Annotated in this window: 12 protein-coding genes; 4 read left to right on the top strand and 8 right to left on the bottom strand. The window is 40.6% G+C overall.

All coding sequences use genetic code 11. The features are described 5' to 3' along the window. Positions 1-108 precede the first annotated feature (108 nt). On the bottom strand, positions 109-1,617 hold the full coding sequence (pepA, locus tag AB4128_RS08640; RefSeq protein ID WP_055024285.1) for a leucyl aminopeptidase: 1,509 nt from the start codon (positions 1,615-1,617) through the stop codon (positions 109-111). 255 nt (positions 1,618-1,872) lie between these two features. Between pepA and lptF the strand changes: the two genes are divergently transcribed. Together lptF and lptG are read left to right on the top strand one after the other, a co-directional pair. Then, positions 1,873-2,985 carry an LPS export ABC transporter permease LptF gene (gene lptF, locus AB4128_RS08635; protein WP_055024284.1) on the top strand — a complete coding sequence of 371 codons (1,113 nt, stop codon included), beginning with the start codon at positions 1,873-1,875 and terminating at the stop codon, positions 2,983-2,985. Next, complete coding sequence (gene lptG / locus AB4128_RS08630; protein ID WP_055024283.1) at positions 2,982-4,040, top strand: LPS export ABC transporter permease LptG; 1,059 nt, start codon at positions 2,982-2,984, stop codon at positions 4,038-4,040. The genes lptF and lptG overlap by 4 nt, the downstream gene beginning before the upstream one ends. Positions 4,041-4,167: 127 nt before the next feature. Here lptG and AB4128_RS08625 read toward each other — a convergent pair whose 3' ends face one another. From AB4128_RS08625 to AB4128_RS08615, 3 genes are all read right to left on the bottom strand, one after another. Next, positions 4,168-5,283 (bottom strand): GGDEF domain-containing protein, encoded by a 1,116-nt coding sequence (locus tag AB4128_RS08625; RefSeq protein ID WP_372037451.1) that lies wholly within the window; start codon positions 5,281-5,283, stop codon positions 4,168-4,170. 306 nt (positions 5,284-5,589) lie between these two features. Further along, on the bottom strand, positions 5,590-6,099 hold the full coding sequence (locus tag AB4128_RS08620) for an RDD family protein (RefSeq protein ID WP_080915170.1): 510 nt from the start codon (positions 6,097-6,099) through the stop codon (positions 5,590-5,592). A 15-nt stretch (positions 6,100-6,114) separates the two neighbouring features. Then, a complete protein-coding gene (locus AB4128_RS08615) occupies positions 6,115-6,381 on the bottom strand; it encodes a DUF2960 domain-containing protein (protein WP_055024280.1) in 267 nt (88 codons plus the stop codon). Between the two features lie 274 nt (positions 6,382-6,655). On the opposite strand from AB4128_RS08615, the gene AB4128_RS08610 reads away from it, so the two are divergent. Then, positions 6,656-7,234, top strand: a complete 579-nt coding sequence (locus AB4128_RS08610) for a DsrE family protein (RefSeq protein WP_080915171.1) — start codon at positions 6,656-6,658, stop codon at positions 7,232-7,234. 132 nt (positions 7,235-7,366) lie between these two features. On the opposite strand, the gene AB4128_RS08605 is transcribed toward AB4128_RS08610, so the two are convergent. Both AB4128_RS08605 and proB read right to left on the bottom strand, forming a co-directional pair. Beyond that, positions 7,367-8,614, bottom strand: a complete 1,248-nt coding sequence (locus AB4128_RS08605; protein WP_192022304.1) for a glutamate-5-semialdehyde dehydrogenase — start codon at positions 8,612-8,614, stop codon at positions 7,367-7,369. Continuing rightward, on the bottom strand, positions 8,611-9,717 hold the full coding sequence (gene proB, locus AB4128_RS08600) for a glutamate 5-kinase (RefSeq protein ID WP_372037450.1): 1,107 nt from the start codon (positions 9,715-9,717) through the stop codon (positions 8,611-8,613). Before proB ends, AB4128_RS08605 begins: the two co-directional genes overlap by 4 nt. A 965-nt stretch (positions 9,718-10,682) precedes the next feature. Between proB and AB4128_RS08595 the strand changes: the two genes are divergently transcribed. Beyond that, a complete protein-coding gene (locus tag AB4128_RS08595; RefSeq protein ID WP_055024276.1) occupies positions 10,683-11,165 on the top strand; it encodes a MarR family winged helix-turn-helix transcriptional regulator in 483 nt (160 codons plus the stop codon). Between the two features lie 115 nt (positions 11,166-11,280). On the opposite strand, the gene AB4128_RS08590 is transcribed toward AB4128_RS08595, so the two are convergent. Further along, positions 11,281-12,051 carry a DUF2913 family protein gene (locus AB4128_RS08590; RefSeq protein ID WP_372037449.1) on the bottom strand — a complete coding sequence of 257 codons (771 nt, stop codon included), beginning with the start codon at positions 12,049-12,051 and terminating at the stop codon, positions 11,281-11,283. A gap of 160 nt (positions 12,052-12,211) precedes the next feature. After that, complete coding sequence (locus tag AB4128_RS08585) at positions 12,212-12,847, bottom strand: peroxiredoxin-like family protein (protein WP_080915173.1); 636 nt, start codon at positions 12,845-12,847, stop codon at positions 12,212-12,214. Positions 12,848-12,854 lie beyond the last annotated feature (7 nt).

Genomic DNA, 12,854 nt, shown 5'->3' with positions numbered 1-12,854 from the left:
TTAACATTTAGATGTGATTAGTTTTAAATCATTTATAAATAAAAAAGGTGAAGAATGATTTCTTCACCTTTTTTCATAAAACGCATTGTCTAACTTGGATAATAAGGCTTATTCGCCTTGATCAACACCAGCTCTGTTAATTAAGAACTGACTTAATAATGGCACAGGGCGACCTGTAGAACCTTTATTTGCGCCGCTGTTCCAAGCTGTACCAGCCACATCGATATGTGCCCAGTTATATTTCTTAGTGAAACGAGATAAGAAACATGCAGCTGTGATAGAACCTGCTGGACGACCGCCTAAGTTAGTCATGTCAGCAAATGGGCTCTCAAGCATTTCTTGATACTCATCCCAAATCGGCATACGCCATGCTCGGTCACCTGATTGCTCACCCGCATTTAATAGTTCGTGAGCCAACGGGTTATGTGAAGAGAATAAACCAGAGGCATGTTTACCTAAGGCAATCACACAAGCGCCAGTTAATGTTGCGGTATCGATAACCAATTCAGGGTCGTAACGTTCAACATAAGTCAATACATCACAAAGCACTAAACGTCCTTCTGCATCAGTATTCAATACTTCGACAGTTTGGCCTGACATAGTGGTTAAAATGTCACCTGGACGGTAAGCATCACCTGATGGCATGTTTTCACAGCCAGCAAGAATACCAATAACGTTTATAGGTAAATTCATTTCACATAAGGCTTTCATTGCGCCAATAACACCTGCTGCGCCGCCCATGTCATATTTCATCTCATCCATGCCATCACCTGGTTTTAATGAGATGCCGCCTGAGTCAAACGTCAGGCCTTTACCAATGAGGACAATTGGCTTTTCTGTTTCATCAACAGCGCCTTTGTACTCCATGATTGTCATAATGGATTCATTGGCACTGGCACGGCCAACTGCTAGGTATGAGTTCATGCCTAGCTTAGCCATTTGCTCTTCACCGACAGTCGTTACTGTCAGGTTTTGGTGAACTTCACCAATCTGACGTGCTTGAGATGCAAGGTAAGCAGGATTACAGATATTAGGTGGCATATTGGCAACGTCACGACATAAATCCATGCCTGATGCGACAGCCATTCCATGATCGATTGCACGTTCACCAATCGTTAGTTCACGACGTGTCGGTACATTAAACACCATTTTACGTAATGGACGACGAGTTTCGCCTTTACGTGTTTTTAAGGTGTCAAAGCTGTATAAACTGTTATAAGTCGTCTCAACGGCTTGGCGAACTTTCCAGTACGTATCGCGACCTTTAACGTGCAATTCAGTCAAGAAGCAAACCGCTTCCATCGAACCTGTTTCGTTTAAAGTATTGATGGTTTTGGTGATGATTTGTTTGTATTGGCGTTCATCAAGTTCACGCTCTTTACCACAACCAACCAATAAAACGCGCTCACTTAGCACATTCGGAACATGATGTAATAACAACATCTGTCCTGGCTTGCCTTCTAAATCACCGCGTCGAAGTAGGTTACTGATGTAACCTTCACTGATTTTATCCAATTGCTCCGCGATACCAGATAAACGACGTGGTTCGTATACACCGACAACGATACAAGCTGAACGTTGCTTCTCGGGGCTGCCGCTCTTTACGCTAAACTCCATGAGCACTCCTAGATTATTAAAGACAAATTTTTATATTTATTAGATAATGTTTTAATTAGGCCTGTTAGGCCATATTTACAACCCTTTAAGGAAATAAATCCTTGGTAATTTTCTGCTATAGCTGCTAAATGAATTACACTAAAGGAAGCTCACGAGCTGGTCAGAAAACTATCAATAACTGCTAAAAGCAGACATTTTATAGTGAACTTACTCTGATACCAGCAAAAAGACAAGTTTAGACAGTGGATCCTACCTGTGATTGTATTTAGATACTTGATCGTTGAAGTTTTAAAAGCGCAATTTGCGATACTTTTGGTGCTATTAACTATTTTTATTAGCCAGCAATTTGTGCGTGTATTAGGGGATGCCTCAAATGGCGAATTTCCCGCCACATTAGTATTGACCTTATTAGGTCTAAATTTACCGCAATTGACGGTATTGGTGCTGCCATTAAGTTTTTTCTTGGGCATTTTACTTGCTCACGGGCGAATGTATGCCGAAAACGAAATGGTGGTGCTCCATGGCGTTGGGATCAGTGAGTGGTATGTTACTCGCGTTACTTTACTGATTGCCGTGGCCAATTTAATATTCACAGGTATTTTATCTGTGTATGTTGGACCGTGGGCGGAAGAGAGGCAAAATCAAGTATTAGAGCAGGCCCAGTCAGAAGCAGGCCTTGCTGCGATTGTTCAAGGCCGTTTTCAGGCAAGTCCTAATGGTAGGGCGGTTCTTTTTGTAGAAAAAATATCTAAGTCCAATGAACTTGAAAAAGTATTTGTTGCGCAACTTCCCGATCCAGAAGACGAAGAAGGCCTAACTAATATTGTTGTTTCTGAGCAAGGTCGTGTGGTTGAAGACAGCTTTGGCAGTCAACAATTACAGTTAGATAATGGTATTCGTTATCAAGGTAGCGCTCAAAACCTCGACTATCAAATGATTGAGTTTGGTGGTTATCGGATGGAAATTAAAGAGCAAGAAGTGGATGAAAGGCGGCGTAAAATGTCTGCACTGCCAGTGGGTGAGCTACTTGATACTCCTGGGCCAGAGGCGGTTGCAGAGTTCCAGTGGCGATTAGCGTTACCACTAGCTATTCCACTGATGACGTTAATTGCTGTGCCATTAGCTCGTGTCAATGTAAGGCAAGGTAAGTTTGCTAAAATGTTCCCTGCTATTTTGCTCTATTTGGGCTATTTCGGATTAATGGTTGCAGGTCGAAAAGCCTTGGAAGATGAAGTTATACCACTTGCTTTAGGTATGTGGTGGATCCATGGTTCTGCATTAGTGATTGGATTATTTTTGTTAGGTAAGGAACGTCCAAGTGGCGCCAAATTATTGCAAAGCTTTAAGCGCAAGCAGGTGGCATCATGAAGATATTAGACCTCTACATTGCTCGCGTTATTATTAGTACATCTGCATTATGTCTACTTATCTTGACAGGTTTGTCAGGAATTATTAAATGGGTTGATCAACTGCGAGTTGTGGGGCGTGGTGCTTATACCATGTTAGATGCAGTGATTTATGTGCTGTATTTAATTCCACGTGACATTGAGTTGTTTTTCCCTATCGCGGTATTACTGGGTGCGTTAATTGGTATGGGGATGCTCGCCTCTAATTCAGAATTAGTCGTGATGCAGGCTTCAGGCATGTCTCGGTTACAAATCACTGTTTCTGCGATGAAAACAGCTATTCCCCTCATGATTATTGTTATGGCATTAGGCGAGTGGGGCGCTCCAGTTGCTGAACGAAGTGCTAAAGAGCTACAAGCAACTAAGGTATCTGGCGGTAGTTTGATTAAGTCTCATCGCGGTGTATGGGCGAGAGACGGTGATTTATTTGTCAATATTGGCGAGGTAGAGTCCATTAACACCCTCAACAATATCACTTTTTATGAATTTGATGATGACCTTAAATTAAAAACCATGACCCAAGCGATGCGAGCGAATTTCGCTAATGGCGTATGGCGATTAATGGATGTGAAAAATACGCACATCACTGAAGAAAAGATTACCCTAGAGTACCAAGAAGAAAGAGTGTGGAACTCAACACTCACCCCAGACAAGCTAAGTGTCGTATCGGTTAAACCTGAAGCCTTGAGTATTCAAGGACTCATTGGCTATTTGGACTACTTGAAAGTAAATCAACAAGATCCTAGCCGTTATGAATTAGCGCTTTGGCGTAAAATTATGCAACCAGTGACGGTCGCAGTGATGATTTTGGTTGCGTTATCTTTCGTATTTGGACCTTTACGAACGGTAACAATGGGCGCACGAGTGTTATTAGGCGTGGTGGCTGGGTTTAGTTTTTATATCTGTAGCGAAATCTTTGGACCATTGAGTATTGTTTATGGTCTGCCAGCATACATCAGTGCTGGGATGCCGCCGTTATTATTTAGTTTAGGTGCGCTTTACTATATTCGTAAGTAACTTAATTGCGCCAAATACAAACGACATCTTATTTAAAAAATAGTCCTAAAAAGCCAGCAGTTGCTGGCTTTTTTATTCATGGAATATCAACAAAGAATGTTAATGATGGAAATAGAAATGTAAATGGCTAGGCTATTTTGTCCACTTTGGGATAGACACTATCACGTCCTTCTTCTTTAGCTTGATATAAATGTTCATCGGCCTGAGATATTGCCGAGTCAACAGAATGATGGATATCAGCTTTACCTATACCGATACTGACCGTTATCTCAATCGTTTTATCATCGAATGTTATAGGATTTTGTTGGATAGTTTTCCTGATTTTTTCTGCCACTTCAAATGCGTCATTAAACCCCGTGTGAGGCAATAAAATCAGAAATTCTTCACCACCCCAACGTGAAATCATATCTTGCTTACGTAAGGTGGCAGTAAAGGATTTTGCCAACTTAATAAGCACTTCATCACCACATTGATGACCGTATTTATCGTTAATCTTTTTGAAAAAATCCACATCAATAAGCAGTATGCTCATATCATAATTATTTCTAACGACTCTGGCATACTCGTAGTTAAGTTGCTCCATCATGGCTCGTCGATTAGGAATATCGGTTAAGTGATCCCGTAAAGCTTGTTGTTCAAATTTGGCGCTCAATTGCTTTACATGTTGAAATGATTGATGGCGAGAGTATTCGTAATATCCAGATAAGAAAGTCAGTGTAATTAATGAGTACAGCACACGGGTTTTAAACTCGTGTGTGTAACTCGCTTCAAGTAATTGATTTTCTGGATAAAACATGATGATGCAGTAACACGTGATAAACACACTGGTATTGCGTAAACCACCTTTAAGCCCGCCAAAGAACATCATGACAGGAGGGACTAAAAAAACCCATAATGGCCCAGTGTTATTGGCCCCACCGCTATAAACTAAATACAGCATTAAGGCGAGCAAACTAAGCTGGATGAGTGTGGCAGAGGTTTCAAACCGATACTGTTTTAAAAACTTCCAGTGATTCAATAAAGATAAGAAAAAAAGAACGCAAGATAGCAGCAAAACAATGGCAAGTCGGTCGTTATTTTGAAAGTAAGCGTTGATACCTAAAATAAATGTAATCGAAAACCCAACCATCCCGAACCAATTGATAATGAGTATTCTATGACGCTTTTCTGGGTCGTCATAAAGCTCAGTACCTCGGTTAAGATAATTGACAAGCAATGTTTTAATCGCTGTTAAAAATTTCAACTGTTAATCAGCTTCCTTTTGAGAACTTAATATTCCTTTATTAAGATGTCACTTCACAGAGTCACTTAGACTACTTAACACCTTGTCCCCTAAGATAGCGTAGTATTTAACCAACGCCAAGTTAGATTGAACTTGCTGTGCAGGAATTGTTGGTCAAATAGAGTATTTTCGACTTCTTTTGAGAGGACAACACCTGTCACAAAGGCTTTTTTATCGGATAAGGCTGTAATTCCATCAAAAAAGCCAACTGAAAATTCAGTTGGCTTATGAAGATTAAGCAGGTTTTCTCGTTAGCTAATATTGCGGTTAAGCACCATGCCAGTTGCGCATTTGATTAGCCTCAACCGATAGCACTACAACTTCGGAGCGTGTCATTTTATCTTGTAGGGCAAGCTTGTCAGGATTAATTAAAATAAACAGGTTACTAACCCCTGCAAATGACCATACAACCCGAGCTACGGCAGTGATGAAACTTAAATTTTGTCCGTTTGGGTGCTGAACTTTCAGGCGCCACGCTCGCATGCCGAGAGTTTGGCCACCACGACTCCAAAATAGCGCATAAAAAGCCACAACACACATCACCAACCAAAGCTGGTAAATTCCTTGATAAAGCGGTGTTTGATTTAGTAGATCTGATACATGCTCGTGACCATTCATGCCGATAACACCTGTGCTGGTTAGGCCTAAAAATATACCAAAGCCGACAGCTCCTGCCACCATATAAACGGCAACGGCTAATAGGCCGTCATAAATCATTGCACCGCAACGTCTCGTGAAGCTGGCTCGAGGAAAGTTTGCGTGTTCTGTGTTGATCATGTGATTTCCTATCGATTAGCTATTTGATGTTTCTTCGTCGTCTTCGCGCACAAACTTAATGCTTGAAAAGCCAAAGCGAGCAAACTCAGTTTTACGGAAATCCTTCTCGGCGCGAGCCCCTTTTTTAGAAGTGAGCGCTATTTGCTGTTCCATCGCTAAAAAGCGGCTTAAGTCGATACCTTCAGCTTCTGCAGCAGCTTCGTAAAGATCATGATGTTTGTCGTAACTGAATGCGATAGTTTTGGTTTGACCTTTAAAGGTATAAATGACTTGGCGAGCCATGGGAACTCCTGAAACAAATGCTGTAGGTATAAGGTTTATGGCTTATACGAAAATAGTGTATGACAAAGTAAGTTCACAACAACTACTGTCAACAGGCGCCATTATAACCAAACTGATCTGTGCAAGATAGTTTTGTTATTGCTCAGCTATACGCATACGCTTGGCAAATACCGACAGCTTATCTATTGCTTGTTAAATCAACATTAACTGATTAGAGTTTGAAAGGTTTATTACGCATCTTTATAAATCGTATTATCACAAGGAAGCAGATTAAATGGTTAACTATTATCAGCAGGTTTTCAATGTCAGCACAGTGCTATTTATTGGAGCGCTTATGCTGATGTCACCGTCAGCCATTGCTGGCAAAGAGGCTTTTAAATCCGGCACGACCATAAAAGAATACGGTAAGATTGCGCCAGTGACGTCGAGCTTAGTGATCCCAAAAGGTATGGTATTTAAAGTGGCCTTTGATATGAGCAAAGCTGCTAAGCCCAGCGAAGTTAATCGTAGCCTAAATACCTTAGCACGGTTTATTAATATGCATGTTGAGGCAGACGTTAAGCCACAAGATATTCAATTAGCTATGGTCGTTCATGGATCGTCGATAACTGACTTGGCTAATGATGCTTTTTACCAACAGGTTCATGGCAAAGATGTTAGTGAGGGAAATCCGAATAAAGAGTTAGTGCAGCAGCTGATAAATCATGGCGTTAAAATTTATATTTGCGGCCAAAGCGCTGCTTATTATGGTTTAGAACACACGGCATTATTACCAGGTGTCGATATGGCTTTGTCGGCAATGACAGCTCATGCCGTATTAGCCCAAGAAGGTTATAGTCTTAACCCATTTTAGCCAAGGTGTCTGGCTACCTTAATTTAGAAAATAAATAGTAAAGCCCTCGAAAGGGCTTTATTTTTATCCAAATACCGTTGATTTAACGACAAGGACGTCAATGTGATCACTATTTATTGACTGGTGATATTACTAATCTCGAACTTGACCATCACCTGAAACTAAAAATTTTTCAGCCGTTAACGATTCCAGTCCCATTGGACCATAGGCGTGTAATTTTGTCGTAGCAATACCTATTTCAGCGCCTAAGCCTAATTGGCTACCGTCAGAAAATCGCGATGAGGCATTCACCATCACGACTGAAGCATCAACACTGCGCTGAAATAACTCACCACGCTGTTTGTCTTCAGTGCAAATAACCTCGGTATGATTACTGCCAAACTGATGGATATGATCCAGTGCTCCATTCAAACTATCGACAGTTTTAACCGCTATTTCAAGGTCGAGATATTCTGTACCAAATTGGTCATCTTGCAATAATTGAGCTTGGTTAAAAAATGGGAGGCTGGTTTGGCAGGCGTTAATCAAGACATTTTGCTCTGCCATATGTTTAGCAACTAACGGCATAAAGTCATTTAAAATGGCTTTATGAACGATTAATCCTTCTAGCGCATTACACACGCCTGTTCGTTGTGTCTTACCGTTTAACAGTAATTTAATGGCTTTGTCGAAGTCAGCATATTTGTCTATATACAAATGGCAGACTCCTTTAAAGTGTTGAATTACAGGCACTTTACTGTTATCTGTGACAAAGTTAATTAACCCTTCACCGCCTCGAGGAATAATGACATCAATATATTCACGTTGTTGCATTAAATCCATTAATAAGGCTCTGTCAGCGTTGGGCACGACGCTAATGAGTGCTTCAGGTAAATCAAATTTGACTAAGGTTTTTTGTAGTATTGAGGCAATGGCTTTGCTTGAATGCAATGCTTCTTTACCGCCACGTAAAATAATGGCATTGCCTGATTTAAAGCATAATGCGCCAGCATCAGCGGTGACATTGGGTCTTGCTTCATAGATCATGCAGACAACGCCAAGTGGGATGCGCATTTTACTGATCTTGATGCCATTAGGCTGCTCACCTAAGTCGCGGATTTTACCAACAGGATCGGGGAGTAGTGCTACCTCTTCTAGTCCTTTTGCCATTAGTTCAATTCGTTGTTCGTTTAATAGCAATCTGTCTTGCATGGCACTGGCTAAGTTATTTTGTTTTGCATTGTCCATATCCAGTTGATTCGCTTCGAGGATCGTGGTCACCGCATTGCGCAATTCTGCTGCCATAACGTTTAGAATATGGTTTTTAGTTTCGGTGTCTAAGTTAACTAAAGAGCGTGAGGCCTGTGAGGCCTGCTTTGCAATATCTGTAATTAAATTCATTCGTTCTCCAATACGGTTAAGTGCTCTTTCGAAATAATAGAATCGTTTTGCGCAAAATAGCTTTGGCTTGTATTCTCGTCATCCTGTTCTTGAGCGATATAATTAAGTAAACAGCTACTGTAATTGGTTTGAGCTTTAGCCACTTTGGTGCCATCATCGGTCGATACTAAGATGGTATCTCCTGCCGAAAACTGCCCCTTCACCTCAAGGATATTGCCACTTGTGAGCATATCTTCATCACTTGCAAAGTGGGTGGTTGTGGTGTCATTAATGATGACTTCACCACGCTCTTTGACAGTGTGCGTCATCCAATGAATCGCGGGTGAGAGTGGCTCGATATTAGCTAGGAAGTGGGTGCCAGGGTTTTTACCTGCCAGTAGTTGTTCGAAAGAGGCATTCTCAAACCCATTAATAATTAAGGTATCAATACCCTGTGCAGTGGCTTTTTCTGCCGCTTGGATTTTAGTTAACATCCCTCCTGTGCCAGTTGCGCTTACCGCGCCTCCCGCCATTGAATATATTTTGGAGGTTATCTCATTCACTTGCTGAATAAGTTGGGCGTTGTCGTATTGATGTGGGTTTTTATCATAAAGGCCGTTAACGTCTGTGCACATGATAAGGGTATCAGCATCAATTGCCGCCGCTGCCATCGCTGCTAGGTTGTCGTTATCACCCACTTTAAGTTCTTCAGACGTCATGGTGTCATTTTCATTAATTACAGGCAGTACATTGTGCTCTAACAATGACTCAATGGTGTCTTTGATACTGACGTAGCGTTCTCTATTACATAAATCTGCATGAGTTAACAGGATTTGGGCTAATGGCATATCGAGTAACTTAGCCCATATTGCCATCATGTCATTTTGACCTGCCGCTGCCATGGCTTTCTTTAACGCTTTAGTTGGCGAATCAACATCAAACCATTGTCGCCCAGCAGCAACAGAGCCAGATGAAACAAGTATTACTTGTTGTCCTTGCTGGCGACAGTTTTGAATAAACTGAGCAATATTTTTAAGGTATTTAGCGCTACAGCCATCGTTTCCTGGTGCAATAAGGGCACTGCCAACTTTGACTACGATGCGCGTGTTGTGACGTAAAGACATAGTTCCTCTTGTGATGTGCTTTTAACAAGCTTTCGATTAACTAATTTAAATTTAAGGGTTATTTGTTGAGGTAGTAGATGGCTAAAGAAGAAAGCGACTTTTGTGGTTAGTGCACTTTTGGTGGCTAGTGCGTTAATGCTTAATTTAAGTCGTAAAAGAATGGCAAACCGAATAACTGAAAAACTACCTTGTAGCACTGTTAAGCAGAACCAGTTAATCAATACACTGATACTGATAAATGTGTTTTTGAATGAAGTGGAATATGAATAATATCGTTGGGATAAATTGAAAGTAGGGCCTGAAAGCTCGGCAACGAAAGTTGTAAAAACTAAGCTAAAGTAAAATTGTGGTGTGAACTTGAAACCAAACACAGCAAACGAGCTGATAAATAACCCAACAGCAGTATTGGTTTTCTTATAGCTAAAAAAATACTCATACAGCCTGCTACACGCCTGTAAGTAAGAGTGTATAGGCCTTTGGGCGCAGCAAATGCGATTCAGCTTGTTGTGTTTACGCTGAATGAGGGATTTGCTTGTACTGGGATAATTGATCGTATTGCCAGTTAACATCAATATCAAAAAATAATTTAATGCGAATGTTAAATACGAATTTTTCATCACTTTATATTTTTATCGTTTGAGTACGATTTATATATTGTATACAAAGGGCTGAATATATAACTTGCGAGGATTAACCAAAAACAAACGAATTCCAGTGAATTTCTTGCTATTAGTCTAGATTTTGAGATTGAAAACAGTGACGACTTTAAAACGCGTGGTTGCAACATGTGTTTACTACTAATAATTAGAATACAAACTATTATGATACGGAGTTGTTAAATAAGATCAACCTATGTTGCATGAAAAGTTTACAGGTTCGTGCTTTATTAAGACTAAAGGCGGTATTTAGGATTGATTACGCATTTGATAGAATTGAAATCATTAGTATTGAACTGAGTTTGTCTTATGAAAAAGTATGAAGAGTTACTCGTCTCTTTGCGGCAAGTGATTCGAGCCATTGATTTATATTCAAAAAAGCTGAGTAAAGAAACTGGATTGACTAGCCCACAGTTATTAGTGCTCCAAGCAATTGCAGATCATGATAATGCGATGGTAAAAGAGGTCGCACTGACAATTAATCTCAGCTCTGCCACGATTACGAGTATTTTAGATAGATTAGAAAAACGTGAACTGGTGACGCGTACAAGGTCATTAACGGACAAGCGTAAAGTGGGGATTAGTTTAACGGAAAAAGGCAAAGACATCATAAAAGACTCGCCAACACCGCTACAAGAGCACTTTATTACCCGTTTTGAATCAATGGAAGAATGGGAACAGTCGCAAATGCTGGCCACTATGCAGCGTATTTCAAGTATGATGGATGCTGAAGATTTAGATGCATCACCTGTCTTAGAAGTGGGTCAGTTACATACCCACGAGCATCAATAAATCCAATCTCAATAGGGCGCTAAAAGTTTGTCTAAAGCGCCCATATCTTCATGGCTATTTCGTTGTCACTCATCGCTTTGTTTAGCGTTAAGGCGTTATCTTGTTGAGGTGACGACTAAATAGAGACAAGTAAGCAAAGCTCACCTAATTGATTGTTTGGTGCAATTAAATAAGTTTTATGGTGCTTAATCATACTGGTTTTTTTATTTCCAGGGCTGACTAATAAGCCTTTATCTAACGCCTTTTGTGCAAAATGCTTTTCGTCACCTCGAACATAAATTGGCAATGCTTTAGTGAGTTTATCACCTTCAAAGTGCTGCGCTAGTTGATCTTCACATACCACCAAACTTGATTGACCATTTCCTGCAAGCTTTAGTTTAGTTTTAGGCTCATTTGAAAAAGCGCTATCTGCGATAACAAACCAGTCGTCCGTTTCCAGTTCTGCAAGTAACTCCTGTACTGCTTGATGTTGGGATATGGCAGGTTTTTCAACTTGGCGGTATTGAGTCGCAATAGCATCAAACAGTTGCGGAAGCATGGCGCCGGCGCCTTTACTACGAGCTAACGTAATCCAGCCAGAAATATCATTGGCAACGACTTTAGGGAAACGTTTAACTTTAAACATTTCGACTAACCAAGCACACAAGAAGTGGCTTTCTTGGGCGGATGTTCTTTTGGCTTTTTGTTTTGCTGCAGACTCTGCTAATGCGATTTGAGCGGCTTCTGCCACAGCTAAAATGGCTTGGTTATAGGTTTGGGTTTGCACTTTGTTTACACCGTTAGGTTGAATTGCCGTATCAGATAAATCGTTCAGTGATAGGGCGTTGTCATCAGACGAATAATATAAGATGTATTGTAGCAGAGGAGCTTGAATTGCTGCTACCAACTTGGCTTCAGCGATTAAATAATTGTTATGTCAAAACCTTTTGATAAGGTGATAATGATTGTGTTTAAAAGAAAAGAAAACGGCTAAACCAGACTGATTAAAGAAGAGGGGAGTAGGCGACAACAATAAGTTATCGCCAAGGTTGACGCTAAGATTCAGGTTACTGATTTTGCAGTAATTCTGCAGCAGTCAAAATTAACTCTGGCGCCGGACGGACTTTGTAATTCGGATTAATATATTGAAAATGCACTAATCCACTTTTATCTGCAACATAAACCGCAGGAACAGGGAGAACTAGGCGTTTGTCACCTTCAGGTGTCGTCCATAAGGTATTGTCCACATTAAGTTTAGCTTGATACATGCTGGTGACTTTTTCGCTAGTATAGAATGCAATACCAAATGCTTGTGATGCTGCCATTTTTTCATCAGAAAGCAGCAAGTAATCTAATTCATTATCAGTCATTGATGCTTTTAATTTAGCGGGTGAGTCAGGTGAAATCCCCACTAATTGAAAGCCCATTTCAATTAGCTTAGGCTCAATCGCTTTTAGCTGACCCATTTGGATATTACAGAATGGACACCAGCCACCACGGTAGAAAAAGAAAATGGTTGGCTTTTGCGCTGTTAGCTCAGCTAAATCTACTTTGTTGCCTTTCACATCTTGTAAAACAACACTTGGGATCTGCTGACCATTCATTAATGGCATGACGTGGTATTCATCACTGGCTATTGGTTTAGCCAGCGAAGGCAAACTAAACAAGGTGATTGCTGCGGCTAACATAAGTTTTTTTAACATGCTGAAA

This window comes from Shewanella sp. 10N.286.52.A9 (assembly GCF_041468985.1).
GTDB classification, from domain to species: domain Bacteria; phylum Pseudomonadota; class Gammaproteobacteria; order Enterobacterales; family Shewanellaceae; genus Shewanella; species Shewanella japonica.
This window is presented reverse-complemented; position numbering and strand designations above follow the sequence as displayed.

Excerpts from the sequence above, each read along its gene's own strand:
- pepA (WP_055024285.1), bottom strand. The coding sequence starts at position 1,617 with ATGGAGTTTAGCGTAAAGAGCGGCAGCCCCGAGAAGCAACGTTCAGCT.
- lptG (WP_055024283.1), top strand. The coding sequence starts at position 2,982 with ATGAAGATATTAGACCTCTACATTGCTCGCGTTATTATTAGTACATCT.
- AB4128_RS08620 (WP_080915170.1), bottom strand. The coding sequence starts at position 6,099 with ATGATCAACACAGAACACGCAAACTTTCCTCGAGCCAGCTTCACGAGA.
- AB4128_RS08615 (WP_055024280.1), bottom strand. The coding sequence starts at position 6,381 with ATGGCTCGCCAAGTCATTTATACCTTTAAAGGTCAAACCAAAACTATC.
- AB4128_RS08610 (WP_080915171.1), top strand. The coding sequence starts at position 6,656 with ATGGTTAACTATTATCAGCAGGTTTTCAATGTCAGCACAGTGCTATTT.
- AB4128_RS08605 (WP_192022304.1), bottom strand. The coding sequence starts at position 8,614 with ATGAATTTAATTACAGATATTGCAAAGCAGGCCTCACAGGCCTCACGC.
- proB (WP_372037450.1), bottom strand. The coding sequence starts at position 9,717 with ATGTCTTTACGTCACAACACGCGCATCGTAGTCAAAGTTGGCAGTGCC.
- AB4128_RS08595 (WP_055024276.1), top strand. The coding sequence starts at position 10,683 with ATGAAAAAGTATGAAGAGTTACTCGTCTCTTTGCGGCAAGTGATTCGA.
- AB4128_RS08585 (WP_080915173.1), bottom strand. The coding sequence starts at position 12,847 with ATGTTAAAAAAACTTATGTTAGCCGCAGCAATCACCTTGTTTAGTTTG.